The organism is Nitrosomonas sp. JL21, assembly GCF_009833095.1.
In the GTDB taxonomy this organism is placed as follows: Bacteria; Pseudomonadota; Gammaproteobacteria; order Burkholderiales; family Nitrosomonadaceae; genus Nitrosomonas.
Map to the genome: position 1 here is coordinate 22,289 of NZ_QRCB01000043.1, position 26,389 is coordinate 48,677.

Below are 26,389 nucleotides of genomic sequence, written 5' to 3' on the forward strand. Positions count from 1 at the left end.
AACATTCTCAGCGGGGTAAAACGGAGTAATGATCTACTGGATTAGTTGAAGAACGTGCTAACTGCGGCATCGAGTGCATCGCGCATATCCGGGTCGTCGGTAATCGGACGCACCAACGCCACGCGGCATGCGGCATGCGCATCGACTTTCTTGGCGATCAAACTGCCAGCATAAATCAACATGCGAGTGGAAATACCTTCGTCCAAGCCATGACCTTTCAAATTGCGCGCACGTTCAGCGATCGATACCAGTTTTTCGGCAATCTCATTAGATACGCCAGATTCGTGAGCTACAATTTCGCTTTCGACTTCATGATTGGGATAATTGAAGTCCAATGCACCAAAACGTTGCTTAGTCGACTGTTTTAGATCTTTCATCAAACTCTGATACCCTGGGTTGTAGGAAATGACGATCTGAAAATCCGAATGTGCTTGGACCAATTCGCCTTTTTTCTCCAGCGGCAGTACGCGGCGATTATCGGTGAGAGGGTGGATGACTACGGTAGTATCCTGGCGTGCTTCCACCACCTCATCCAAATAGCAAATTGCGCCGTAACGTGCAGCCACTGCCAACGGACCATCCTGCCAGCGTGTACCACTAGCATCCAACAAGAAGCGACCGACCAGATCGGAAGCGGTCATGTCTTCGTTACAGGCTACGGTAATGAGTGGTTTTTTTAGTTTCCACGCCATGTATTCGACGAAACGAGTCTTGCCGCAACCGGTCGGGCCCTTCAGCATCATGGGCATGCGCACCGAATAGGCTGCTTCGTACAATTGCACTTCATCGGCTACCGGATGGTAATAGGGTTCTTTAGTAACACGATATTGATCGATGATATCGCTCATGATGAGCTCCTGTGATAGTTATCTTAGAAACATGGTTCCACGAATTCCGGTCAAAAAAAACCCCCGGCCCTGTGATAGGGGTAAGGGGGTTTCAGGGTTCGAAACCCGTTATGACTTATACGGTCTTGCCGCGGTATATCACCATCGCTGTACCTTGCGATTGGTTGAAATTATTATAACCAATCAACCGAACATGATTATTTGGATTAGCTTTATGACATGCGGCAGCTTCTGCCAGCACGCGTTCTACATCCGTTTCACCAAACATTGGCAATTTCCACATATACCAGTAAGAGTCCATAACATACTCAGGTTCGGTATGTTCGATGGCTGGGTTCCAGCCTTTACTGATTAAATATTGCACTTGTTTCTTGATATCTTTGTCGGCCATGGCAGGCAGATAGGAAAATGTTTCAAATTTACGGCTTGCTGGATCACTGACACGTGATTTGTAATCGATTACTTCGCTCATTATTTTTCCTTAACTTTAGTGAGATGAAGGAGAAAAGCAGTGTTTAATCATCAGCCTTTCTCCTTTGGCTATGTATTGCTTACTTGTGGGCTACGTCCAGTTTGTCAACAGTGTCAAACTCGAACTTGATCTCTTTCCATGTTTCCATGGCGATTTTCAGTTCTGGACTACTTTTGGCTGCCTTGGTCAAGATCGCTTTGCCTTCTTTCTCGATTTCAATACCTTGGTTACGTGCTTCTACGCAGGCTTCCAATGCAACACGGTTAGCCGCAGCGCCCGCAGCGTTACCCCATGGATGACCCAGGGTACCACCACCAAACTGCAAGCAAGCATCATCACCGAAGATTGCAACCAGTGCTGGCATGTGCCAAACGTGAATACCACCCGATGCAACTGGAAATACACCTGGCATAGAACCCCAATCTTGGTCGAAGAACAGGCCGCGGCTGCGGTCTTCTTTGACGAATTTGTCACGCATGGTGTCGATCCAGCCGAGGGTTGCCGCACGGTCACCTTCCAGTTTACCAACCACGGTACCGGAGTGCAGGTGATCACCACCAGACAAACGCAGCACTTTGGTTAAAACGCGGAAATGAATGCCATGGTGCGGATTGCGGTCAAGCACAGCGTGCATAGCACGGTGGATGTGCAGCAGCATTCCATTATTGCGGCACCAGTTAGCCAATCCTGTGTTGGCTGTTAAACCACCGGTCAAGTAGTCATGCATAATGATCGGTGCGCCCAATTCCTTGGCAAACTCTGCGCGCTTGTACATTTCTTCTGGGTTTGGTGCTGTTACGTTCAGGTAGTGGCCTTTACGTTCTCCGGTTTCACGTTCTGCTTTTTGGCAAGCTTCCACTACGAATTGGAAGCGATCGCGCCAACGCATGAAAGGCTGGCTGTTAACATTCTCATCGTCCTTGGTCAGATCCAGACCACCGCGCAGACATTCATATACGGCACGGCCATAATTTTTGGCAGACAGACCCAGCTTAGGCTTGATGGTGCAACCTAACAGTGCACGGCCATATTTGTTCAAACGATCGCGTTCCACTTGAATACCTGTAGGAGGGCCGCCGCAGGTTTTGACGTAAGCAATCGGGAAGCGCACATCTTCCAGACGCAGGGCGCGTAACGCTTTAAAACCAAACACGTTACCGACCAGCGAGGTCAGTACGTTAACGACAGAACCTTCTTCAAACAGATCAATCGGGTATGCCACGAAAGCATAAAAGCAGGTGTCATCTCCAGGTACATCTTCAATCTTGTAGGCGCGTCCTTTGTAGTAGTCCAGGTCGGTCAGCAAGTCGGTCCACACTGTGGTCCAGGTACCGGTGGAAGATTCTGCGGCTACTGCAGCAGCGACTTCTTCACGAGGTACGCCGGGTTGAGGGGTAATTTTGAAACAGGCCAGAAGATCCGTATCCAACGGGGTGTATTCAGGTGTCCAGTAGGTTTGCCGGTATTCTTTAACACCTGCGTTATATGTTTTTACTGCCATGATATTTTCTCCTATTAGATTCCACTCAACTCCAGCTAACTGATCAGACCGAAAAGAGAGGACATTGCGTTACGAACATCAAACATCGCTACTACATGGAACGCATGATAGCGCTAATAATCTATAAGAACAAATCAGTAATTCTGATATTTATGATAAGGTGATGGTTATGAGAATTGCCTAGAATATACCATGCTACATCTTACGTTGCGACAATTAAAAGTATTTGAATCTGTGGCCCGACACTTGAGCTATTCACGCGCCGCGGATGAGCTTCATCTGACTCAACCGGCTGTTTCAATGCAGATTAAGCAGTTGGAAGACAATATCAGTTTACCGCTGTTCGAGCAACTGGGTAAGCGGATTTACCTGACAGAAGCGGGACGCGAACTTTATCAATACAGTCGTGCCATTTCTCAGCAACTCGCGGATATGGAAGTTGCGCTGGATGAGTTGAAAGGAATGGAACGAGGCAAATTGAATATTTCGGTCGTGACGACGGCGAATTATTTTGCCCCGCATTTGCTGGCAAAATTTTGTCAGCGTTATAGCGGGGTGACAGTGAGTCTGAACGTTTCAAATCGTGAAACCGTCTTGAAACAGCTATCGGATAATTTGGTCGACCTCGCCATCATGGGGCAACCCCCGGAAGACTCGGATATCGATAGTGAGTCATTCATGGAAAATCCATTGGTGGTCATTGCACCGCCGGATCACTCGTTGTGCAAGGAACGCAATATTCCGGTCGAGCGCTTGCAGAAAGAAATTTTTTTAGTGCGCGAATCCGGTTCCGGGACACGCAGCGCTATGGAACGTTTCTTTGCCGAACATCACATTCAAATCAAGAAAGGCATGGAAACGGATACCACGGAAGCCATCAAACAAGCTGTGCAGGCGGGAATGGGATTAGGTATTATGTCCCGTCACACTGCGGAATTGGAACTAGAAACCAAGCGGTTGAAGGTTCTGGATGTCCAAGGCTTTCCGATCATTCGCTATTGGCATGTGGTGAACAGGAAAAATAAGCGCCTATCCGGTGTGGCCAATGCGTTCAGGGAATTTTTATTGAAAGAAGCTGAAAAGTTGATGCATGAATCTAAAAAATAAATTGATGTGTGATTTAAATCACATCCTTGTTCACTATTCTATGTAAGATTCATCCTACTCTGTGATTGTATGAGGAACCCTAACCATTCCGAGGGAAAAGTGAATGATCAAGAGATCGTAGACCGCAGCGTTTATCTGGCATGCAGCCTATTATCGATCATCATTCTGGCGGTGGATTTCATTACGCCTCTCGGCGTTGCCAGTGGGGTACCTTATATTGTCGTGGTGCTGATGTCATTAAAATCCCCGGAAAAGTATTTCACGCTGATCGTTGCGGTGGTTTGTACCGTATTCGTAGGAATCGGATATTTGGGGTCGCCGCCAAGTCTGTCGCCCACGTATCAAGTCATTGCCAACCGGGGATTATCAATTTTTGCAATTTGGATTACTGCATTATTGGCGTTGATACAAAAAGTGAAAATGGATGAACTGCATCGCGAACGGATTAACCATTTGCAATCGATCAAAGAATTGGAGTTGCAGGAGGAGAAACTCAAAGTGCTGAAAGCTACCATGAGAACCGTCCAGGATATCATGGGAAATTTCTTAAACAACCTGCAATATTTCAAAGCTCGAATCAATAAGAACAAGACGTTATCGCCCGAAGAGATCAATCAATTGAACGTGCTGATTCATGATGCATCATTATGGTTGAATAAAATGGGAAATACGGAAGAGGTGCGCGAAAAGAAAATGGCGGGTGATATGATAGGCATAGATTTGGAATATGAGCAGGTTCGATCGAATGACGATACAATCGCCAAATAAAGCCATTTAATAATTATCACTGAGAGAATGTAATGACAGGACAAGGATCTGGCGGCAATGTACTTGCAGCAGTATGTAGTTTCTTTATCCCCGGTTTGGGACAGTTGGTGCAAGGGCGGATTTTGTCGGCATTTTTATTTTTCGCAATTGCCGGGATTGGCTACTTCTTTGCGGTATTGATCATTCCAGCGGTCATTGGCGGGATTTTTCATCTATGGTCTATCATCGATGCCGCACGATTCGTCGGCGCCGACTAATCCGCATCGACAGAGTATTTTCATTCAGTGCCTGCTTTTTACCTTCAGGATTGTCATTCAATGAATATCGTCAGTGGAGCACTCTCTCGTCATCGAACTCCCGGCAGGTGATTTCATTACGTTTATTCCCGATAATAATCTTTTTGAAAGATTGAAAATTTAATTGAATTCGCTCAATATCATTCACTAGTCATAGTTTTTTACGTTCATGTCCTCATCCAAGAATGCTGCACAAAAAGTAGGCTTTATTTCACTGGGTTGCCCAAAAGCACTGGTCGATTCCGAACACATCCTCACCCAATTGCGAGCAGAAGGCTACGAAATATCACCTTCTTACGAGGATGCGGATTTGGTGGTAGTCAATACCTGCGGATTCATTGATAGCGCCGTCGAAGAATCACTGGATGCGATCGGCGAAGCGCTGGCGGAGAACGGCAAGGTGATCGTGACCGGTTGTCTTGGAGCCAAAGAAAATGGCGAAGTCGTCAAAAAAGCGCATCCACAGGTATTGGCTGTGACAGGGCCACAGGCTTTGCCCGAGGTGATGTCGGCAATCCATGAGCATCTGCCTCAGCCGCATGATCCTTTCACCAGTTTGATACCCCCGCAGGGAATTCGGTTGACGCCCAGGCATTATGCCTACGTCAAAATATCCGAGGGTTGTAATCACCGCTGCACATTCTGCATTATTCCATCGATGCGCGGTGATTTAGTGAGCCGACCGATACACCAGGTATTGCAGGAAGCAGAGCACTTGGTCGATGCTGGCGTCAAGGAATTGTTGATCATTTCGCAGGACACCAGCGCGTATGGAGTCGATATCAAATATCGAACGGGTTTCTGGCAGGGCAGACCCATCAAGACTCGCTTGACCGAGCTTGCGCAAGCATTGGGTTCGTTCGGTGTCTGGGTGCGCTTGCATTATGTCTATCCGTATCCCCATGTGGATGAGGTGATTCCCTTAATGGCAGAAGGAAAAATATTGCCGTATCTGGATGTGCCGTTTCAGCATGCCAATGCGCGCATACTCAAAGCAATGAAACGGCCCGCCAATGCTGAGAACAATCTGGTGAGAATACAGCAATGGCGTGAGGTTTGCCCTGATATCACGATCCGCAGCACATTCATTGTCGGTTTTCCTGGCGAGACCGAGGCGGAATTTGAGGAGTTATTGAATTTCTTGCAGGAAGCCCAATTGGATCGAGTGGGATGTTTCGCCTATTCCCCCGTTGCAGGGGCAGCAGCCAATCAGTTGTCCGATCCTGTGCCTGAGGCGGTGAAAGAGGAAAGGCGCGCCCGGTTCATGCAATTGCAGGAAGATATCAGCCGGCAGCGTCTCGCGACCAAGGTTGGTCAACGGATGACTGTATTGATCGATGCAGTGACAGACCAAGGTGTGATTGCGCGAAGCAGCGCTGATGCGCCTGAGATCGATGGATTGGTCTACGTTGAACACGTTGTCGATGCGCAACCAGGAGATTTGATCGACGTTGAGATCAAGGCTGCTGACGCACATGATTTGTTCGCTACCGTGGTCAAACAGGCGCATGACTGATCATTGATCGTTCATGCGCCGTTCCTGGGATATTTTCTGTACGGTCATTGATAACTATGGCGATATCGGCGTTTGTTGGCGCCTGGCTCGGCAACTCGCGGCTGAACATCATCGGTCGGTGCGGCTTTGGGTGGATGACCTGACGAGTTTTGCCCGTATCGCTCATGACGTTGATCCACAGCGTCAGCAGCAGCGACTGCACGGTGTTGAGATTTACCTTTGGCAGCAACCGGTGATTGCGCACGCTGAGCCGGCTGATGTCGTGATTGAGGCCTTTGGCTGTGAACTTTCTGCGGATTATATGCAGAAGATGGCCGTAAAAAAACACCCGGCCGTTTGGATCAATCTCGAATATCTGAGTGCGGAATCATGGGTGCCTCAGTATCATGGATTACCTTCACCACATCCTGTCCTACCGCTGACGAAAAGATTTTTCTTTCCTGGTTTCATGCCGGAAACGGGCGGATTGTTGCGGGAATGTCATCTGATCTCGCAGAGGAGAGCATTTGATGCTCGATCTGAGCAGAAATTCTTGCAGCACCATAGTTTCCTCGAGCGGGCATCGGCAGAAATAAGGATTTCGCTTTTTTGTTATGAAACGGCGCCTGTGGAAAGGTTGATTCAGATTTTCTGCGAATCCTCTCAGCCTGTAGTATTGTTTGTACCAGAGGGTAAAGCGGCTGATCGGATCTCAATTTTTCTGGACGGACGTGCTCATCATGAGAAACTGCTGAAATGTGGCCCTCTGACGGTGCAGATTTTTCCTTGGCTTGAGCAAGCCGAATATGATCGATTGTTATGGAGTTGTGATATCAACATTGTGCGCGGTGAGGATTCATTCGTTCGTGCGCAGTGGGCTGCCAAACCCTTTATCTGGACGATTTATCCGCAAACCGAGGGTGCGCACTGGAATAAATTGAATGCATTTCTCGATCTTTATACTGCTCAGATGGAAATCGAAACGATGAATGCGGTGCAAGCCTTATGGACTGGCTGGAACGGAAAAGATGATTTCAATTTCAATATTTGGATGAACTTCGTGGCGTTGCGGAAGTCTTTGATGCAGCACAATAACGATTGGGTTGATCAATTGCTGAAACAGAATGATTTGACATCCAATCTGGTGCAGTTTGTCGAAAATCAGCTATAATTCGCCGTTTATAAATTAGGCATTGATGAGTTTCAATGCTTTCATCTTGTTAATTATTTTTTATTTGGAATAGAACTACACTATGAAAACCGCAATGGAACTGCGCTCAGGTAATGTCGTCATGATAGGCAATGACCCTATGGTCATACAACGAGCGGAATTTACCAAATCGGGCCGTAATGCCTCAGTGGTCAAGATGAAGCTGAAGAATTTATTTTCCAGCACTACGACGGAAACTGTCTATAAAGCTGATGAAAAATTTGATCTGGTCGTTCTTGACAAAAAAGAATGCACCTATAGTTATTTTGCCGATCCATTGTATGTATTCATGGATGCAGATTTCAATCAAATCGAGGTAGAGGCGGACAACATGCAAGATGTCCTGAACTATCTCATCGATGGCATGGAAGATGTCTGCCAGGTGACTTTTTATGAAGGCAAGGCGATTTCAGTGGAATTGCCGAATTCGATCGTCCGTGAAGTTGAATATACTGAACCGGCTGTCAGAGGCGATACCACCGGCAAGATCATGAAACCGGCACGGTTGCTTGGAACAGGCTTTGAAATTCAAGTCCCTGCATTTGTGGAAATCGGCGACAAAATTGATATTGATCCGCATACCAATGAGTTCAGGAAGCGTGTGTGATGGGTAATTGAGCATTCTTTACCAAAGGCGGCTAAAAGCCGCCTTTTTTATTTTGTAAGTATGATTCTCTCGCTTACGAGAACGATGAGAGTCATCTCGAACTCAAACCAAGAACCCCGTTTTGGATGAGATCGCTGAGTCCATTGATTGATCACTGCTTACAGGGAGTTTTTATATGATTATCTCGAGATCTTCTGTCGCCTTAGCCTTATTCATACTGCTTGCTTCACTGACTTCCACTCGATCCGTTCGAGCGGATGATTCTCAAGTAGGTGCGTGGTCGATTGCTTCCTCCGCACCGACCGAACGGACCGAAGTCGCTGCTGCTGCCATTGGCAGTAAAATTTATGTGGTCGGTGGATTTAATAAGCCGAATTTGCAGAATGCGTTGAAATTCGCTATCAGCACGGATGTTGAGATCTATGATACGGCTGCGGATTCTTGGTCGATTGCCACGTCATTACCAGAAGGCCGGCATCATGCCGGGATCGCATCGCTGGATGGTATGTTGTATGTGATCGGCGGATTTACTAAATCAGGACTATCAGTTTGGCAAGCAGCGGCTACAGTGTATCAATACAACCCGGCAACTCAGGAATGGCGCGAGCTAGCGCCGATGCCCACCGCTCGTGGAGCCCTTGGGGTTGCTGTGCATCAGAATCGCCTATATGCGCTCGGCGGATATGATGGCAAGCGCAATTCTGATGCAGTGGAAGTGTTTGATCCGAAGACCAATACATGGTCATCGGGTGCGCCCATGCCTACGCCACGGGATCATCTTGCGGTCGTCGCGGCTGATCTTCGCTTGTATGCCATCGGCGGCCGCCCGGAACTGGATTATCACCGCAATATGGCGACGGTTGAAGAATACGATCCACAAACTCAGCAGTGGCGAAGCCGTGCGAAATTGCCAACGCCACGAAGCGGCATTGCTGCGGGTGTCATTGATGAGTGGATATATGTGGTTGGTGGCGAATCGAAAGAAGGTACATTCAGCGCCAACGAAGCCTACCATCCGGCGACTGATCAATGGCGCAGCATGGCGCCGATGCCAACAGCACGGCATGGATTGGGTGCAGCAGCTGTGAACGGACGTTTATATGTCATCAGTGGCGGTCCGACGCCGGGTGGATCGTTTAGTCAGGTCAATGAAGTATTTACCCCGCCTGTGGTTAAACCCAGATGAACCGGCCTGGATTATGGGCGGGATTACGCTGCACATGCGAATGAGATAGCACAAATGGGCGTTAAATCGCCACGACCTGGATATCAGGCTCAATCGTTTTCAGCATGTTTTCGATTCCGCGCAAGGTGCCGGAAATGGAACTGGGACATGTACCGCATGCGCCTTGATAGTGGATACGCAGAATATTGCCTTCGAGCCCTAGAATATGCAAATCGCCGCCGTCGTGTTGCAGGTAGGGACGCACTTCTTCATCGAGCAGGACATTGATTCTTTCCAGGCGAAGTTGATCTTCCGGGCCGAGTTCTGCAAGAACGCTATTGGCCGCAGCGACTGTTTCCGCAGATTGTGCGGTGGCGGCAGGTGCAGCACGGATCGGATCGGCGATTTCGCGCGCCAGATCCTGCCAATTGGCTTCTCCATCCTGAGTGACGGTGATCCAGTGATCGATGTAGAAAACATTGGTTACGTGATCAATATCAAATAATGCCGATGCCAAGGGATCATCTTGGGCGGCTTCGGCGTTATCATAAGATCGAGCGATTCCCCAGGTCAAAGGCTCTTTGAGAATGAATTTCAAGGCATTTTTATTTGGCGTTCCTTCAATATCAGCAATTTTAGGCATTTTTATACTGATTCCTGTGATTGATCTTCAGCAAAGGTTGTTATGGCAGTGTCCGAAAGAAGAAGTTCTCAGTTTTGCATCAAAGCCTATGCAAGCATGTTGTTGCCGTCATATGACAAGCTAAGAATTGCCCGATAAAGCCTGCGTTTCATCATGGGTTTCGGTGGAAGTATTGGCAATGGCGTTGAGCGCGGCATGCAGCGTATGCCACGGCAGAATGGCGCATTTGACGCGTGTCGGCAGATCGCGTATGCCTGAGAACACGGTTAATCTACCCAAGTGATGTGGTTGGTTGGTATCCAACTTGCCCGTTGCCAGTTCCCGAAATTCTTGAATCAGGGTTTCGGCGTCGTTGCGGGATTTTCCTTTCACAACTGTCGTCATCATCGAAGCAGATGCTTTGCAGATCGCGCAGGACTCTCCCTGAAATGCAATGTTGTGGATGTGATCATTCTCAAGCTGCAGCGTAATGTCCAACCGGTCGCCACAGAGCGGATTATGTCCTATGGCATGATGACTGGCGGGATCCAGTTGACCGTAGTTTCTTGGCTTGCGATTATGGTCAAGAATGACCTCCTGATACAATGAGTTCGTGTGCATTATAGGAAAACCTTCTGAACAGTCTTGATACCGGTTGCCAGAGCATCAACGTCTGTTTTTTTATTATAGAAAGCAAAAGAAGCACGTGAAGTCGCTGGCACTTTGAACCGTTGCATGACCGGTTGCGCGCAATGATGCCCGGTACGGACTGCAATTCCATCTTGATTCAGAATCGTGCCGATATCGTGCGGATGAATTCCGTCCAGCGTGAAAGAAATGACTGCGGTTTTTTCTGCTGCCGTGCCAATAATTTTGACACCCGGTATTTCGGATAAGATTGCTGTAGCATAGTCAAGAAGCATGTGCTCATACGCGGCGATCTGATCAAGCCCAATGGTTGTCAAATAATCAATGGCCGCGCCAAAACCAATGGCGGCAGCGATAGGCGGGGTGCCTGCTTCAAATTTATGCGGAATAGTGTTGTAGATGGTTTCTTCAAACGTGACTGAAGCAATCATGTCGCCGCCGCCTTTAAAGGGTTGCATGGCTTCCAGCAAGGTCGCTTTACCATACAATATGCCTACACCGGTCGGGCCACATAGTTTGTGCGCCGAAAAGGCATAAAAATCACAATCGAGTGACTGCACGTCTATCGTCATGTGAGGCGCTGCCTGGGCGCCGTCGATCAGTACTGGAACACTGTATCGATGGGCATATTCAATCATTCTCCGAATCGGATTGATGGTGCCCAGCGCGTTCGAAACGTGGATTAATCCGACAAACTTAGTGCGCTCATTGAACAGATTTTCATATTCATCAATGTCCAATTCGCCCTGGTCATTGATGGGAACCACGCGAATTATTGCACCTTTTTCCTGGGCCAGCATTTGCCACGGCACGATATTGGAGTGATGTTCCAGCGTGGTGAGAATGATTTCATCGCCAGCCTTGATGAATTTGCGTCCGTAGCCATGCATGACCAGGTTGATGGAGTCGGTTGTGCCGCTGGTGAAAATGATTTCCCGGTCTTCGCGCGCATTGATGAATTGCTGCAGTTTGCAACGTGCATTGTCATATTCCGTCGTTGCAATCTCTGATAAATAATGTACAGCGCGATTGATATTGGCGTGTTGCGTCGTTTGGTAGCGCACCAGTCGGTCGATCACTGGTTGAGGCATTTGGCTGGACGCCGCATTATCCAGATAAATCAATGGTCTTCCATTCACCTTGAGTTGCAGAATAGGAAAATCGGCGCGGATTCGATCGACATCGAAAACGGAAAAATCGTCGGCTTGCCGAGAAATAGTGACTGAATTCATGGCTAATTGCTTTGAGTCTGATTTAAGACTATTTGTTCTAGCTGCTGCTTGAGCGAAGGAATGGAGATACGACTGATGATCTCTGCGCCAAATGCGTAAGTTAGCAGATTGCGTGCAGCCACTTCAGATAAGCCACGGCTTTTCAGATAAAAAATTTCTTCTGGATCGAGCTGTCCTACGGTTGCGCCATGCGCACATTTGACATCATCCGCAAAAATTTCGAGCTGCGGTTTAGTATCGATCTGTGCGGTTTTGCTCAGCAACAGATTACGGCTCGATTGCGACGAATTGGTACGCTGAGCATGTGGTCGGACAATGATTTTTCCATTGAATACCGCATGTGCGGCTCCATCGACGATGCATTTGTGCTGCTGATGGCTCGTGCCATTCGGTTTGACATGATCGATGCAGGTATGGGTATCCGCTAATTGACGGTTTGAAATCAATGTAAGCCCATCGACAGAGCATTCGGCCGCTTCTTCCGCCAAACGGATATCCAAGTTATAGCGTGAAATCTGCGATCCGAGTGACAGGCTGGTTGATTGGTAGCGGCTGGCATGGTCAAGCGCAACTGAGCAATTTGCCAAGTGAAACGCTTGCTTGCTTTCACGTTGGATTCGCACGTGATTGGCATGCGCATTGGCTGCAAGAGCAATCTCGGTCACTGAATTGGTGATATAGGCGGATTGCGCAAGTGTCGCATATTCTTCGACCAGCGTTACGCTGCTTCCCATTTCACCGATCAGTAAACAGCGCGGATAGCTCGTGACTTCAGGCTGTATTGCGATGAATAGTAGATGAACAGGATCTGCGACGGTCGTATTCTTGGGAATTATCAACAATGCACTATCTCGCAGAAATGCGGTATTCAATGCAGTAAATATGTTATGGTCGAATGCCGCATGCTGGCCTAGATGTGATTCCAGAATCGATGAATGCGACGCTGAAAAATCGGGTAAATTGCCGATGATCAGCTCATCCGGATTTTTAAGGGAGGATAGCTGTTGATGAAAATGACCATCCACAAACACCAGGCGATTTTTTGCTTCGGGCAGAAATAAATGATCGATATCCTGGAGCTGAAGAGATGTTTCTGGTCGAGACGGTAAGTAAGGCAAATGGGTCAACGTTGAAATATCGGTAAACCGCCACTCCTCATCGCGCTTGGTTGGGAACGCTTGTTTACTGACACGATCGATCGCCTCTGCACGTAATTCATTTAACCACGACAAGGGTCGAGTGGGTTTTTCAGACCAGGATCTCAATAGACCTGCCAGGTAATCAGCATGAGGTGATTCAGTCATGCGAGAACTCCAGCAATTGATGAGTTATTTTCATTAATCCAGTCATATCCACGGGTTTCCAGCTCGAGCGCCAGTTCCTTGCCTCCTGTTATGACGATGCGTCCTGCTTGCATGACGTGGACGTAATCCGGCACGATATAATCCAATAAGCGTTGATAATGTGTGACTAAAATAGTTGCATTATCTTTATTGGTGATTTGATTGACACCCTGTGCAACGATTTTGAGCGCATCAATATCAAGTCCGGAATCGGTTTCATCCAAGATGCTCAGCTTGGGTTCAAGCAAAGCCATTTGTAGAATTTCATTACGTTTTTTTTCGCCGCCCGAGAAGCCTTCATTGACGCTACGATCAAGAAAATCAGGTTTCATTTCGAGCAATTTCATTTTTTCCCGTACGAAATCGTCAAACTCAAGTGGATCGAGCTCTTCCTTGCCGCGCTGTGCTTGTACTGTGTTATAGGCCAAGCGGAGAAATTGTGTGTTCGCTACGCCCGGGATTTCAATGGGATATTGAAAGGCAAGGAACAATCCGGCACGGGCACGTTCTTCTGGGGGTAATTCCAGCAGATCTTTATCTTCGAATTGTATCGATCCGCCAGTGACCTCATAGGCCGAATGACCAGCCAACACCTTGGCGAAGGTGCTTTTGCCTGATCCATTCAACCCCATGATGGCGTGAATTTCTCCACTTTTAACCGTAAGATCGATGCCTTTTAGAATTTCTGTACCGTTGATGCTGGCGCGTAATCCTCGAACAGTAAGAATAGGCGTGCTATTTGGGTTAATCATCCGACGCTGCCCTCCAGTTTGAAGCTCAATAATTTTGTAGCTTCAACGGCGAATTCCATCGGTAATTGCTGAAATACATCTTTGCAAAATCCATTGATAATCATTGAAACAGCCTCTTCTGCGCCAATACCACGCTGAGAAAAATAAAACAATTGATCTTCGCCGATTTTTGAAGTCGAAGCTTCATGTTCAACCTGGGCGCTATTGTTATGTACCTGAATATAAGGAAAGGTATGTGCACCACATTGATCGCCGATCAGCATGGAATCGCACTGCGAATAATTTCGCGCGCCTTCCGCCGTTGGTGCAACCCGAACCAATCCGCGGTAACTGCTATTGGAATGGCCTGCTGAGATCCCTTTGCTGATGATGGTGCTGCGAGTGTTCTTGCCGATGTGGATCATTTTGGTTCCCGTATCGGCCTGCTGATAGTTATTCGTGACTGCAACGGAATAAAATTCCCCGACGGAATTTTCACCCCGCAAGATACAGGAGGGATATTTCCAGGTGATTGCCGATCCTGTTTCAACTTGCGTCCACGAAATTCGCGAATTGATACCCTTGGCTAAGCCTCGTTTGGTAACGAAGTTATAGATGCCGCCGATGCCTTTTTCATCGCCAGCGTACCAGTTCTGGACGGTTGAATATTTGATGTCGGCGTTGTCCAATGCGACCAGCTCAACCACTGCGGCGTGCAATTGATTGGTATCGAATCGTGGTGCAGTGCAGCCTTCCAGATACGAAACCGAAGCGCCTTCTTCCGCGATGATCAGCGTGCGCTCGAACTGCCCGGATCCTTCGGTATTGATCCGGAAATAGGTCGATAAATCCATCGGACACTTAACCCCTTTGGGAATGAAGCAGAACGAGCCATCGGTGAATACTGCGGAGTTCAACGCTGCAAAATAGTTGTCACCCACTGGCACTACGGTGCCCAGATATTTTTGGATGAGTTCGGGATGCGTATGCACCGCCTCTGAAATCGAGCAAAAAATAATGCCTACTTCCGCAAGTTTCTGCTTATAGGTCGTAGTGACAGAAACACTATCAAAAATGACGTCAACAGCTACGCCGGCAAGAGCTGCTCGTTCATGCATTGGCACGCCGAGCTTTTCGAAAGTACGCAGCAGTTCCGGATCGACTTCATCCATGCTGGCTAATTTCTTTTTAGGTTTCGGAGCTGAATAGTAACTGATGTCCTGAAAATCAATTTTTGGATATCGAACATTTTGCCATTCCGGCTCAGTCATGGTTAACCAGTGCTGATAAGCCTTCAGCCTGAAGGCAAGAAGCCATTCAGGTTCATTCTTTTTCGCCGAAATCAGGCGAATAATTTCTTCGCTCAGTCCTTTAGGAGCAATATCAGATTCAATGTCGGTAACGAAGCCATGTTTGTACGGTTGATTAACCAGACTCTGCAATACAGCGCTCATTTGGTTTTTTCCTCTTTTAATGAGTATCTTTAGCTTAACGCTGATACTTTAATTATCTTCTCGATGGATCATGCACAGCTTGCATCATCTATCTGTTGGCATTTTATTAGGGGCTAGATCTTAACAGATTCTTTTACGCTGAAACTATCACCACAACCGCAGGTGTTATCAATATTCGGATTAATAAGCTTAAAAGTGCTATTGAGCCCTTCTTTGGTGAAATCAATTTGAGATCCATCCAGATAAGGCAAGCTTTTGGAATCGACTACAATCTTGGTTTTATGGGATTCGAATAATTGATCATCAGTTTTAATGCCATCTGCATAGTCAAAAGTATAAGAAAATCCCGAGCAGCCTGATTTTTTAATTCCGACTCGTAATGCAGCTCCTCCACCTCTTTTAGACAGTTGTTGTTGAATGTGTTTAGCGGCGTTTTCAGTTAATGTAATGGACATAATATTAATGAAATAGAGTTACAAAAAAAGAATAATCGCTTACTACAAATAATTAACCAATTAGTTTGACGACATACCATACTGATTGTTCTTCACAATATCTGATCTGTTACGCATTAAAGGTTTTGCATTACTCGCTCGAGCATATCACTGTTAAGCCATAGATGTTTCACGCATATCAATCAGGGGTACGATATCACTCGGCAATTGATTTTTCTGGTTGTCGACCAATTCTTGCAATGTGACTGCACCAAGGTAGTCGAAAATGAGATCATTCAATTTTGCCCATAAATCATGCGTCATGCATTTGCTGTCATTATGGCAATTTTCTTTGCCACCGCATTGAGTTGCATCGATGGGTTCATCCACAGCCAGAATAATGTCAGCCACTGAAACTTTGTTTAAGTCCTTGGCAAGGCAATAACCACCTCCCGGACCACGAACGCTATCCACCAATTCTGACTGGCGAAGCTTGGCAAATAATTGCTCTAAATAGGAAAGAGAAATTTTCTGTCGTTGGCTGATATCCGCGAGCGTGACAGGATGACTGCTTTGTTGTAAAGCAAGATCAAGGAGAGCTGTTACTGCAAATCTACCTTTTGTTGTTAATCGCATCATTAACTCCTTTAATAAATGAGAAGTAGAACAAGAGCTATCAGAGAAACATCAATAATACCTGATTGATTTAGTCAACTATACAATACCTGATCGATTTGGTCAACTAATATATTTAATTTAACTATTGAGCGAGAATTTGATAAATTGTTCTCCGGCAGGTAGTGATAATGAGTTAGTAGGCAATGATTTTTTCAAATGATTTATTGAATAAATTAATAATAGTGGATACTTGGTTAGATATTCCAGTCTGTTCAAGAAAACAGATCACTAATCACTATCTTGTTGTTAGCAGTGCGGTGGGTATCAATCGATCGTTAGAAAAATCCTTACATGAGTATGAATACTTCAGTTGTGACTCTGTCAGCGGTAAACCTTCGTCGTAATTATCAGTCTCATACAGTGGTGCGTCAGGTGAGTGTTCAATTAAAACGAGGCGAAGTGCTGGGACTACTCGGGCCCAATGGCGCAGGAAAAACGACCACGCTGCGGATGCTCGCTGGAAATCTCGCGCCGAGTGCCGGTAACATTGAGATATGTGGTATTGATCTCTTTGAACAACCTCTGGCAGCCAAGGCGAATTTAGGTTATTTGCCAGAAATTCCACCGTTATATCCGGAAATGACAGTTGACGAGTATCTGCTTTTCGCTGCTCGCTTGCATCAAATCGACGACAAAGTAATCCACAGCGCAGTGGATAACACTAAGCAACAATGCGGTTTGCGGCAACGAGGTAAGCAGTTGATCGCAACTTTGTCGAAAGGATTTCAGCAGCGTGTAGGCATTGCCCAAGCCATTATTCATAGTCCGGCGGTGATTATCCTGGATGAACCGACAGTTGGATTGGATCCCAATCAAATGCGCGAGATTCGTGAATTAATTGCCGAGCTCAGAACGTTCAGCAGCGTGATTCTATCGACTCATATCCTGTCGGAAGTGCAGAGTATCTGCGACCGTGTGCAGATTATGCACCGCGGAAGCGTAGTGCTTGACCAAACGCTAAATGAGTTGAAGCGACAACAATTTGATCTGGAAGCCATGTTCTCCCAGCTTACTCAATAAACAGGAATTTCGGCATGATGACTGTGATCCTCCGCAAGGAATTGAAGATGCTATTCATCTCTCCCATTGCCTGGATATTATTGACACTGAGCCAGCTCATTTTTACCTGGGCTTTTCTCGGGCGGCTGGATGCATTTTTGGAGATTCAGCCGCAATTGCTGCAACTTGCCAATCCGCCTGGAGCTACCGAAGTGATTGTTTCCCCGCTGTTTGCATTGGCTGCCATTGTATTGCTGATGATTACCCCAATTTTAGCCATGCGATTATTGGCCGAGGAGCGACGCCAACATACGCTGCAATTATTACTGTCAGCCCCAGTTTCCATTACCGATATCGTCATTGGAAAATTTCTGGGGCTGTTGCTTTTCTTTTTAATCATCATTGTTTCAATGATCGTATTGTGTTTGTCGTTGCTTTTGGGCGGCACATTGGATTTTGGCCTTCTGGCGAGCAATGTCCTGGGTCTGATGTTGATTGCCGCATGCTTTGCTGCAATAGGGCTTTATCTTTCAAGTTTGACAGCCCAGCCGGTAGTGGCTGCGTTGGGGGCGTTAGGTGTGCTATTGAGTTTCTGGATCATAGATTTTGCCGCGGATGAAACTCAAGCCTGGCTTCATCATATTTCTTTGTTGAAGCATTTTGAGCGTTTCAATCAAGGATTGATTGACACTTTCAGTATCGCTTACTTTATTTTATTGATGACGGCATGTTTGGCGTTCACGATTCATCGTTTGAATGCCGAGCGTTTACCTCACTAAACGATGGTTTGAGCAATGCATATTTTCAACAGACCATCGCGATCTCTTGATCGGCTGCACAGTCATCTTTTTGTTGTGTTGCTGATTGCTCTGATTTTTCTGTTGGGCTATCTAGCTGCACAAGTTCGATTTCAATGGGATGTCAGTCAGAATGGACGCAATAGTCTCAGCGAAGCCAGCTTATCAATACTCCAAAGTCTGCAAGGGCCTGTTCACGTCACTGTATATGCTACTCAGAAAGACGCTCAATTCGGTGATATTCGGGAGATCATCCGTGATTTCATCGCGCTGTATCAACGCGCCAAACCCGATATATCAGTAGCATTCATTGATCCCACTGAGCAGCCCGCCCTCACCCAGGAAGCAGGTGTGCAAATGAACGGAGAAATGGTCATCACGTTCAATCAGAAGCGTGAGTATCTGACGGTCATCAATGAGCAAGTGTTCTCAAATGTCCTGATGCGGTTGGCCCGTGCGGAAGAAAAACAAATTGTTGCGCTGCAAGGCCATGGCGAGCGTAAACTGGATGGGCATGCGAATTTCGATGTGGGAGAATTCGGTAAGCAATTGCGCACCAATGGATTTCGTATCCAATCTTTGAATTTTTCCGTTGCAGAGGATGTCCCGGCGAAGACAGCCGTGTTGATGATCGCGTCTCCCCAAGTCGACCTGTTGCCTGGGGAAGTCGATAAAATCATCGATTTTGTCGACCGAGGCGGCAATTTGCTATGGTTAGTCGACCAGGAATCATTGCGCGGTCTATTGCCGTTGACAGAGAAATTACGACTCACTTTGACACCCGGCGTCGTGGTCGATCCTCAGGCAAAACAACTCAAGGCGCCGCTGACCTTTGCCCTTGGCGCGAGTTATGGACAGCACCCAATTACCGATGGTTTTGACTATATGACCGTATTTCCATTTGCGCGCCAGATCACCATCAATGAAAATGCCGAATGGCGCAGTGTGGCACTGGTTGAGGCGGCGCAGCAAGGTTGGGTTGAGACCAGTGATCTGGATGGCGATATTGCTTTTGATCCAACCATGGATGTGACTGGTCCAGTCAACATTGCAGTCGCATTGACACGCACGGTTCAGGACCGTGAGCAACGCATTGTTGTGGTCGGGAGCGGGCATTTTCTGGCCAACACCTATTTGGGAAACGGTAGTAACTTGGATTTTGGTATGAATCTGATCAATTGGTTGGCAGGTGATGAGGAATTAATGGTGATTCAACCGCGCTCAACGCGCGATAACAATTTGGTTTTCACTGAGTTTGAGCTGGCCCTGGTGGTCATCGTTTTCATGATCGTCCTTCCTTTGATTTTCCTGTCCAGCGGAGTAGCCATTTGGTTGCAGCGCAGAAGAGGCCATAAGTTATGACCCATCATGCACGCCTCAATGTGATCATGCTAGCCACCATCATCGTTGCGTTGATCTTCTTATATTTCAAGCCCTACGACGAGCAGGCTCAGGAATATTCTATTTCAGCGCTTTCCAGTGACGCTGTGCGGAACATGCGCATCGTCAAGCAACATGATGACATCATGCTCTCGAAAACGAGCGGCCACTGGCACATAGTCCAACCTATTCAAGCACGAGCTGATGAAAAAAGAATTTCAGAAATGATGCAGTTTCATGGGGCAAAAGCCCGACAGCGGTTCCCATTGGAGAATCTGGAACGTTTTGGGTTGGATCGACCATATGTAAAATTGTATCTCGATGATCACTATTTCGGCTTTGGAAGCTATGTGCCCATCACCAATCAGCAATATGTCGCAAACGATGAGTATGTCTATGTGATCTCTCCACGCTACGGGCTTGTATTTCCTGCCGATGCGATGGATTTGGTGAGCAGGCAATTGCTGGAGCCCGAGGAGATTCCAGTGAAGTTCGAATCGGATCAATTTGTCGTTGAATTTCAGCAGCCGCGGTGGCATGTCAAAAGTCAACGATCCGGCCAGCCGCCTGATGAGCAAGTGCTCAAACAATGGGTGACGTCCTGGCACACAGCTCGGACAGAGAAGATTCTGCTCGCCTCTGGCATGGAGGCTGGTTTTGTAGATTTGGGGCGCATCAATATCAGCTTACTCAATAATGAAAACATCGCACTGAACATTCTGCACAGCGCAGATCAGATTGTGTTTGTGCGGTTGAACGAAAAGATCGGCTATGCTTTTCCCCAGGAAGTCGGGCAACGACTGCTGACCCCATGGCCTTGATGTCATTTCTTTCCGCTGATACTACCTATGCCCGAATTACCTGAAGTAGAAACCATACGATCAGGTATCGCGCCGCATCTGGTTGGTCAGACGATTACGTACGTCATTGTTCGAAATCCTCACTTACGTTGGCCGATTCCCAGTGATCTGCCGCAACTTTTGCCCGGATTGACCATCACGGCAGTGACGAGGCGGGCGAAGTTCTTGTTGCTGGATTGCGATGTCGGTACATTGATCATTCATTTGGGAATGTCGGGCAGTCTGCGCTTGCTCCATCCAATTTCAGGGTTTTCTGCATCGGCACCTCAGAAACATGACCATTTCGATGTGATCTTCAATGAACAGATCATATTGAGATTGCGAGATCCGCGCCGCTTTGGCGCAGTGCTGTGGCATTGCGGGGATATTGCTCAGCATCGCTTGTTTTCATACTTGGGACCCGAGCCGCTGACGGATGACTTCAATGCACGGCGGCTGTATGACAAAACCCGAGGGAGCCGGATCAGTATCAAGCAAACGTTGATGAATAACCGGATTGTTGTCGGCGTCGGGAATATCTATGCTAATGAAGCTTTATTTCATGCGAAGATTAACCCTACGACCGCGGCTGGAAAAATTGGCATGATGCGTTATCAAGTGTTGGTTCAGGCGATTAAGTCGATTCTGCAGAGAGCCATTGAAACTGGAGGAAGCAGCTTGCGTGATTTTGTAAATTGTGAGGGTGATCCGGGGTATTTTCAGCAGCACTATGCGGTGTATGGACGGGGAGGTGATTCTTGCAGGCAATGCCAGGACATCATTCAGCATATCCGGCAGAACCAACGATCCAGTTTTTATTGTCCTCGCTGCCAGCGTTAGCGGAATCGGCCGATGAGGCGAGCTTTTTTCTGAGCGCAGGTTTTGCAGCTCAATACAATGAAGCTGGTCAAATTTCAATCAACGATGAGTAAGAGTAGATGAATATTGTATTTATTGGCGGTGGCAACATGGCTACAGCGATGATCAGTGGGATGTTGCAACAGGGGTATGCGGCTGATCAGCTTCGCGTGGTTGAAATTGATGAAAAGCAATGTGGGAAACTCAGACAAGCCTGGGGTATCCGGGCATCGACCGATATGGGTGAGGGGATCGAAGGAAGCGATGTCATCGTTTTGGCCGTCAAGCCGCAACAGCTATTTGAGTTGACAAGAAAGCTAGTGCCATTGCTGGATGGACAATTGATCGTATCGATTGCGGCGGGAATCCGCGCAGAGGATCTCGCACGCTGGCTGAATGGTTACCGGCGCGTGATCCGTGCGATGCCCAATACTCCTTCTCTGGTGCGCTCAGGCGTCGCGGGACTGTATGCAATGCCCGAGGTCAGCGAGAACGATAAGAAAAACGCTGAATCCATTCTTTCTGCTGTCGGGTCGATATTATGGGTAGATGACGAGGACATGCTGCACGCGGTGACGGCCATTTCCGGCAGTGGCCCGGCCTACGTGTTTTATTTTATTGAATCAATGCAACAAGCGGGGATAGAATTAGGGCTTTCCATTGATCAAGCTCAGCAGCTTAGTTTGTTGACGTTCATGGGGGCAAGCAAGCTAGCTAGCCTTAATGATGAAGATGCGGCGATTTTGCGTGATCGAGTCACGTCAAAAGGTGGCACCACTGAACAAGCGATTCTGACGATGGAAAGAAATGATGTGAAAGCTAAGATCATATCGGCCATTCATGCTGCAAATCAACGCTCACGTGAGATGAGCAATGAATACAGTAAACCCCAGGTCTAGAGAAATCAGTGAGCAATTCATTTATTCATCCTCGTTTTCGGGAAAATTGTTATGTCCAATCAGATTCTGATTTTTCTTCTTGACACCCTACTCGGCTTATTCTCCCTAGCCTTGTTATTACGTTTCTATTTTCAATTGCTGCGCGTGCCTTTTTACAATCCCATCTCTCAATTCTTGATTGCAGTCACCGATTTCATCGTGCGCCCAACCCGGCGCCTCATTCCCGGCTGGGGAGGAATCGATTTGTCGACGCTGATCTTAGCCTGGTTACTGGAGTGTGCGATTGTAACCAGCGTTTATCTGGTGCAGGGATATAGCTTTGAATCCAATATCATCGCAGCGATTGGCGTGATGGGTTTATTGGGTATTGTTGAGATTATCAAGACGACGCTCTATATCATTTTGGTCATGATCATCATGCAGGCTATTTTATCGTGGGTGAATCCGCATAGCCCAATGGCGCCGTTACTCGACAATTTTACCCGTCCTTTCCTGGATATTTTTCGCAAGCGGATCCCACCCATTGCCAATGTCGATCTATCGCCCTTATTTGTGTTGATCATCATCCAGTTATTACTGATGGTCGTAGCCGGGGTTTATCTGGAAATCACTGCAATACTTCGTTGATTATAAAAATGAATGCCGTGAACTGGTATCGTTACGATGAAGCCAACCATCTTGTGATTCATGTGCATATTCAGGCAGGTGCAAAACAAACTGCAGCCGACGGGTTGCACGGTAATGCGCTGAAAATACGGCTTGCTGCGATGCCGGTCAATGGCAAAGCCAATGCCTTACTGGTGAGATTTCTGGCTCAGCAGTTTGCGGTGCCGATCAGTCGGATTGATATTAAGCGTGGCGATAAATCCAGAGACAAAGTCATTGTCATTCATCAAACTGATTTAGATCCTCAGAGACTGTTGGACGATGATAGGATTAGCTCGGTTTAAATCTTAAGAAGGATAGGCACGATGGATTTAATATTGTGGCGTCATGCGGAAGCCGAAGATGGCTTTCCCGATTCAGCGCGTAACCTCACTAAGAAGGGCATCGATCAAGCACGGCGCATGGCTGATTGGCTCAGATCTGAAATGCCCGATGATGCACTGATGCTTGTCAGTCCTACTCATCGTACTCAGCAGACTGCAAAAGCGCTGAGAACCGATTTCATAACCAAGGATGAAATCGGGCCGGGAGCCAGTGTCAGGAGTATTCTCGACACGGTTGACTGGCCGAATGCTTCTGGCACTGTCATTGTGGTAGGTCATCAACCAACGCTGGGGGAAGTTGTGAAGGAATTGATCCCAGTTATCCCGTCCGGATTGCGAATGAAGAAAGGTTCTGTATGGTGGATCCGATGCGAAGAAGAGGATGCTGAGCCGGTTCTGCGTGTCGTTAAGTACCCGGACATGGTGTAACCCGATCAACCCGTGTTTGTTTAATGAGTCATGCGATTAAAGCTGGTATGTCCCGATTGATCTTATTCAACAAACCCTATGGAGTGATTTGTCAATTTACACCGGAAGGTGGTCATCGGTCATTGAAAGACTTTATTTCTATGCCGGGTTTCTATCCAGCGGGTAGATTGGATACCGATAGCGAAGGTTTGGTGCTATTGACCGACGATGGCAAATTGCAAAATAAAATCAGTGCCCCGGAATTCAAGCTTCCCAAGACGTATTGGGTGCAGGTTGAAGGCATACCGGATGAGGCAGCGTTGAACATGTTGCGTCAGGGTGTGAGGATTAGGGATTATAGAACTCTTCCGGCTCGAATTGATCCAATGGTCGAGCCCTTTTATCTAGGGTCGCGGACTCCACCAATTCGTTATCGTAAAAACATTCCTACTTCCTGGATCTGTATGATTCTGAATGAAGGCAAGAACCGGCAAATAAGGCGCATGACAGCAGCGATCATGTTTCCTACCTTGCGTTTGATTCGGTACGCGATCGGTCCTTATACGATACAAGGGATTTCTCCGGGAGAATGGCGTGTAGTGGATGAGCTGTTTCCGATAGATAAGATTCGTCTGAACGACAGGAACAAATTGGCTAAATAAGTGCTATAAAAAATGTTTTATTTTTTTCATATTCCATTTTGGAAGGCATTATCATAGAATGAAAAAATAAAATAAGATCAGATGAAGAAAAGTGCAAATAACTGTTTTATGGGCTGTAAAGCGACAGCCATAAAGCTGGTTAAGAAGGAGTAGGGAAGTTAGTCGGTGTTTTGTCTCAATAATCTACATAAGTAGATTTTTAAAAGGAATGTAATTAAATGATTCTTGATTTATTAAATTTGATCTCTGGTGTAATTGACATGCCGTGGTGGGGGTATGTCGTTACTACATTGATTCTAACGCATATCACCATTGCGTCTATTACCATTTACCTTCATCGCCATTCAGCGCACAGAGCGCTGGAATTGCATCCGATACCCAGTCATTTTTTTCGTTTTTGGCTGTGGTTGACGACTGGCATGGTGACGAAACAATGGACAGCCGTTCATCGCAAGCACCATGCAAAATGTGAAACCCAGGATGATCCTCACAGTCCGGTTATTTTTGGTATCAAAAAAGTGCTTCTTGAAGGCTCGGAACTTTACCGGAAAGAAGCAAAGAATCCAGAGACCTTGAAGAGGTATGGCTATGGAACGCCAGAGGACTGGATGGAGCGTAATATTTACAGCAAGCATAGTGCCAAGGGTGTGGCTTTGATGCTGATCATTAATGTCATACTGTTCGGTCCGATTGGGATTACGATGTGGGCGGTACAGATGATGTGGGCGCCGGTTTTCGCTGCGGGTATTATCAATGGAGCCGGTCACTATTGGGGATATCGCAATTTCCAGGCGGAAGATGCAAGCCGCAATGTCCTGCCGTGGGGGATTTTGATCGGTGGGGAAGAGCTTCATAATAATCATCATGCTTATGCTACATCCGCACGGTTGTCGAACAAGTGGTATGAATTCGATATTGGCTGGTTGTATATTCGCCTTCTGGAAATGATGGGATTGGCGACGGTCAAGAAAACCGCACCAAAACTGCGTATTGAAAAAGGTAAAACGCAATGTGATTTAGATACGCTGCAGGCGGTGATTTCTCATCGTTATGAAGTGCTGGCTAAATACACTAAATCGCTCAAAGAGACTTTTGCAAAAGAAATGGTACATTTGAAGGAAGCCGCCATTCAATACAATATTGATAAGCCTACCTTGAGACGGTGGATTCTGGCTGATTCAAAAACTCTGCAAGAGCATGAACGTGAGAAGCTCAGTCAAGTGTTAAGCAACGCAAAAACATTGGATAAGGTTTATACCATGCGTGATGAGCTAGCTGAAATTTGGCAGCGCTCCACCGCTTCAACGGATGAACTCGTAAAACAACTGGAGGATTGGTGCCGTCGAGCAGAAGAAAGCGGTATCGAAGTATTAAGAACGTTCTCACAGCGGTTGCGTTGTTATGCTTAATTAACGTTAGGCGCGCAATCAATATTTGAGTACAAAAAAAAGAAACCCGCAAATGAGCGGGTTTCTTTTTCTTTGTTTCTGGTGTTTATTTTAGCTTGGTTTCTTTGTACATGACGTGTTTTCTAATTACAGGATCGAATTTCTTCAGTTCCATTTTTTCTGGCTTTGCGCGCTTGTTCTTGGTGGTAGTATAAAAGTGTCCGGTTCCCGCTGAAGATTCAAGCTTTACTTTTTCACGCATAATGGCGATTCCTTATTTCATTGGATCAAATGAATCAAATTTTTTGGCCTTGCGAGCGTAATTTAGCCAGCACCGCATCAATGCCATTTTTGTCAATTGTGCGTAAAGCCGCATTCGACAACCGTAAATTTATCCACCGATTTTCACTTTCGATCCAAAACTTACGCTGTTGCAGATTGGGTAGAAAGCGCCGTTTGGTTTTATTGTTTGCATGAGAAACATTATGGCCTGACATCGGTTTCTTGCCGGTGATTTGACATACTCGCGCCATCTGAGTGCACTCCAAAATTCTAAAAG

31 protein-coding genes are annotated in these 26,389 nt (G+C 46.9%); 18 read left to right on the forward strand and 13 right to left on the reverse strand.

Features of this window, described 5'->3' with window-relative positions; genetic code table 11:
- Positions 1–41: 41 nt before the first annotated feature.
- From ABF87_RS12345 to ABF87_RS12355, 3 genes are all read right to left on the reverse strand, one after another.
- Positions 42–848, reverse strand: a complete 807-nt coding sequence (locus tag ABF87_RS12345; RefSeq protein WP_160829427.1) for a CbbQ/NirQ/NorQ/GpvN family protein — start codon at positions 846–848, stop codon at positions 42–44.
- 115 nt (positions 849–963) lie between these two features.
- Entirely contained in the window at positions 964–1,320 is a 357-nt protein-coding gene (locus tag ABF87_RS12350; RefSeq protein ID WP_107803688.1) for a ribulose bisphosphate carboxylase small subunit, read from the reverse strand.
- A 79-nt stretch (positions 1,321–1,399) separates the two neighbouring features.
- The gene (locus tag ABF87_RS12355; RefSeq protein ID WP_160829428.1) at positions 1,400–2,821 is read right to left on the reverse strand and encodes a form I ribulose bisphosphate carboxylase large subunit; all 1,422 of its coding nucleotides are present in this window, start codon (positions 2,819–2,821) and stop codon (positions 1,400–1,402) included.
- A gap of 192 nt (positions 2,822–3,013) precedes the next feature.
- On the opposite strand from ABF87_RS12355, the gene ABF87_RS12360 reads away from it, so the two are divergent.
- The 7 genes from ABF87_RS12360 to ABF87_RS12390 all read left to right on the forward strand — a co-directional run bounded on the left by ABF87_RS12360 (position 3,014) and on the right by ABF87_RS12390 (position 9,490).
- Complete coding sequence (locus ABF87_RS12360) at positions 3,014–3,928, forward strand: LysR family transcriptional regulator (protein WP_160829429.1); 915 nt, start codon at positions 3,014–3,016, stop codon at positions 3,926–3,928.
- A 99-nt stretch (positions 3,929–4,027) separates the two neighbouring features.
- Positions 4,028–4,696, forward strand: coding sequence for a hypothetical protein (locus ABF87_RS12365; protein WP_345789914.1), 669 nt, complete (start codon positions 4,028–4,030; stop codon positions 4,694–4,696).
- Positions 4,697–4,728: 32 nt separating this feature from the next.
- Positions 4,729–4,953 (forward strand): hypothetical protein, encoded by a 225-nt coding sequence (locus tag ABF87_RS12370; RefSeq protein ID WP_160829431.1) that lies wholly within the window; start codon positions 4,729–4,731, stop codon positions 4,951–4,953.
- Between the two features lie 208 nt (positions 4,954–5,161).
- On the forward strand, positions 5,162–6,508 hold the full coding sequence (gene rimO / locus ABF87_RS12375; protein WP_160829432.1) for a 30S ribosomal protein S12 methylthiotransferase RimO: 1,347 nt from the start codon (positions 5,162–5,164) through the stop codon (positions 6,506–6,508).
- 13 nt (positions 6,509–6,521) lie between these two features.
- Positions 6,522–7,658 (forward strand): elongation factor P maturation arginine rhamnosyltransferase EarP, encoded by a 1,137-nt coding sequence (gene earP / locus ABF87_RS12380; RefSeq protein ID WP_160829433.1) that lies wholly within the window; start codon positions 6,522–6,524, stop codon positions 7,656–7,658.
- Between the two features lie 82 nt (positions 7,659–7,740).
- The gene (gene efp / locus ABF87_RS12385) at positions 7,741–8,304 is read left to right on the forward strand and encodes an elongation factor P (RefSeq protein WP_160829434.1); all 564 of its coding nucleotides are present in this window, start codon (positions 7,741–7,743) and stop codon (positions 8,302–8,304) included.
- 175 nt (positions 8,305–8,479) lie between these two features.
- On the forward strand, positions 8,480–9,490 hold the full coding sequence (locus ABF87_RS12390; RefSeq protein WP_160829435.1) for a kelch repeat-containing protein: 1,011 nt from the start codon (positions 8,480–8,482) through the stop codon (positions 9,488–9,490).
- 61 nt (positions 9,491–9,551) lie between these two features.
- Here the strand turns inward: ABF87_RS12390 and ABF87_RS12395 are convergent, their stop codons facing one another.
- The 8 genes from ABF87_RS12395 to iscR all read right to left on the reverse strand — a co-directional run bounded on the left by ABF87_RS12395 (position 9,552) and on the right by iscR (position 16,569).
- On the reverse strand, positions 9,552–10,112 hold the full coding sequence (locus ABF87_RS12395; RefSeq protein WP_160829436.1) for a NifU family protein: 561 nt from the start codon (positions 10,110–10,112) through the stop codon (positions 9,552–9,554).
- A 120-nt stretch (positions 10,113–10,232) separates the two neighbouring features.
- Positions 10,233–10,712 carry a Fe-S cluster assembly sulfur transfer protein SufU gene (sufU, locus tag ABF87_RS12400; protein ID WP_160829437.1) on the reverse strand — a complete coding sequence of 160 codons (480 nt, stop codon included), beginning with the start codon at positions 10,710–10,712 and terminating at the stop codon, positions 10,233–10,235.
- Entirely contained in the window at positions 10,712–11,971 is a 1,260-nt protein-coding gene (locus ABF87_RS12405; RefSeq protein WP_160829438.1) for a cysteine desulfurase, read from the reverse strand. Before ABF87_RS12405 ends, sufU begins: the two co-directional genes overlap by 1 nt.
- Positions 11,972–11,973: 2 nt before the next feature.
- Entirely contained in the window at positions 11,974–13,275 is a 1,302-nt protein-coding gene (gene sufD / locus ABF87_RS12410; protein ID WP_160829439.1) for a Fe-S cluster assembly protein SufD, read from the reverse strand.
- Entirely contained in the window at positions 13,272–14,066 is a 795-nt protein-coding gene (sufC, locus tag ABF87_RS12415; RefSeq protein ID WP_160829440.1) for a Fe-S cluster assembly ATPase SufC, read from the reverse strand. The genes sufD and sufC overlap by 4 nt, the downstream gene beginning before the upstream one ends.
- Positions 14,063–15,499 carry a Fe-S cluster assembly protein SufB gene (gene sufB / locus ABF87_RS12420; protein WP_160829441.1) on the reverse strand — a complete coding sequence of 479 codons (1,437 nt, stop codon included), beginning with the start codon at positions 15,497–15,499 and terminating at the stop codon, positions 14,063–14,065. Before sufB ends, sufC begins: the two co-directional genes overlap by 4 nt.
- A 113-nt stretch (positions 15,500–15,612) precedes the next feature.
- A complete protein-coding gene (locus ABF87_RS12425; protein WP_160829442.1) occupies positions 15,613–15,954 on the reverse strand; it encodes an iron-sulfur cluster assembly accessory protein in 342 nt (113 codons plus the stop codon).
- Positions 15,955–16,107: 153 nt separating this feature from the next.
- Positions 16,108–16,569: a Fe-S cluster assembly transcriptional regulator IscR gene (gene iscR, locus ABF87_RS12430; protein WP_160829478.1), complete on the reverse strand. Its 462-nt coding sequence runs from the start codon at positions 16,567–16,569 to the stop codon at positions 16,108–16,110.
- Between the two features lie 339 nt (positions 16,570–16,908).
- Here iscR and ABF87_RS12435 point away from each other — a divergent pair, with 339 nt between their 5' ends.
- The 11 genes from ABF87_RS12435 (at position 16,909) to ABF87_RS12485 (ending at position 25,851) form a co-directional block, all read left to right on the forward strand.
- Positions 16,909–17,631 carry an ABC transporter ATP-binding protein gene (locus ABF87_RS12435; protein ID WP_345789915.1) on the forward strand — a complete coding sequence of 241 codons (723 nt, stop codon included), beginning with the start codon at positions 16,909–16,911 and terminating at the stop codon, positions 17,629–17,631.
- A gap of 14 nt (positions 17,632–17,645) precedes the next feature.
- On the forward strand, positions 17,646–18,389 hold the full coding sequence (locus ABF87_RS12440) for an ABC transporter permease subunit (protein ID WP_160829444.1): 744 nt from the start codon (positions 17,646–17,648) through the stop codon (positions 18,387–18,389).
- Positions 18,390–18,404: 15 nt separating this feature from the next.
- A complete protein-coding gene (locus ABF87_RS12445; RefSeq protein WP_160829445.1) occupies positions 18,405–19,769 on the forward strand; it encodes a GldG family protein in 1,365 nt (454 codons plus the stop codon).
- Positions 19,766–20,608, forward strand: coding sequence for a DUF4340 domain-containing protein (locus tag ABF87_RS12450; protein WP_160829446.1), 843 nt, complete (start codon positions 19,766–19,768; stop codon positions 20,606–20,608). The genes ABF87_RS12445 and ABF87_RS12450 overlap by 4 nt, the downstream gene beginning before the upstream one ends.
- A 27-nt stretch (positions 20,609–20,635) precedes the next feature.
- Positions 20,636–21,466, forward strand: a complete 831-nt coding sequence (mutM, locus tag ABF87_RS12455; RefSeq protein WP_160829447.1) for a bifunctional DNA-formamidopyrimidine glycosylase/DNA-(apurinic or apyrimidinic site) lyase — start codon at positions 20,636–20,638, stop codon at positions 21,464–21,466.
- Between the two features lie 98 nt (positions 21,467–21,564).
- Entirely contained in the window at positions 21,565–22,383 is an 819-nt protein-coding gene (proC, locus tag ABF87_RS12460; protein WP_160829448.1) for a pyrroline-5-carboxylate reductase, read from the forward strand.
- Positions 22,384–22,434: 51 nt separating this feature from the next.
- On the forward strand, positions 22,435–23,010 hold the full coding sequence (locus tag ABF87_RS12465; protein WP_160829449.1) for a YggT family protein: 576 nt from the start codon (positions 22,435–22,437) through the stop codon (positions 23,008–23,010).
- A gap of 8 nt (positions 23,011–23,018) precedes the next feature.
- The gene (locus ABF87_RS12470; RefSeq protein WP_160829450.1) at positions 23,019–23,333 is read left to right on the forward strand and encodes a DUF167 domain-containing protein; all 315 of its coding nucleotides are present in this window, start codon (positions 23,019–23,021) and stop codon (positions 23,331–23,333) included.
- A gap of 21 nt (positions 23,334–23,354) precedes the next feature.
- The gene (sixA, locus tag ABF87_RS12475) at positions 23,355–23,801 is read left to right on the forward strand and encodes a phosphohistidine phosphatase SixA (protein ID WP_160829451.1); all 447 of its coding nucleotides are present in this window, start codon (positions 23,355–23,357) and stop codon (positions 23,799–23,801) included.
- Positions 23,802–23,848: 47 nt separating this feature from the next.
- A complete protein-coding gene (locus ABF87_RS12480; protein WP_160829452.1) occupies positions 23,849–24,442 on the forward strand; it encodes a pseudouridine synthase in 594 nt (197 codons plus the stop codon).
- A gap of 218 nt (positions 24,443–24,660) precedes the next feature.
- Positions 24,661–25,851 (forward strand): fatty acid desaturase, encoded by a 1,191-nt coding sequence (locus ABF87_RS12485; protein WP_193568013.1) that lies wholly within the window; start codon positions 24,661–24,663, stop codon positions 25,849–25,851.
- An 85-nt stretch (positions 25,852–25,936) separates the two neighbouring features.
- Here ABF87_RS12485 and rpmG read toward each other — a convergent pair whose 3' ends face one another.
- Complete coding sequence (rpmG, locus tag ABF87_RS12490) at positions 25,937–26,092, reverse strand: 50S ribosomal protein L33 (protein ID WP_160829453.1); 156 nt, start codon at positions 26,090–26,092, stop codon at positions 25,937–25,939.
- A gap of 34 nt (positions 26,093–26,126) precedes the next feature.
- Complete coding sequence (rpmB, locus tag ABF87_RS12495) at positions 26,127–26,363, reverse strand: 50S ribosomal protein L28 (protein WP_160829454.1); 237 nt, start codon at positions 26,361–26,363, stop codon at positions 26,127–26,129.
- Between the last annotated feature and the right edge of the window lie 26 nt (positions 26,364–26,389).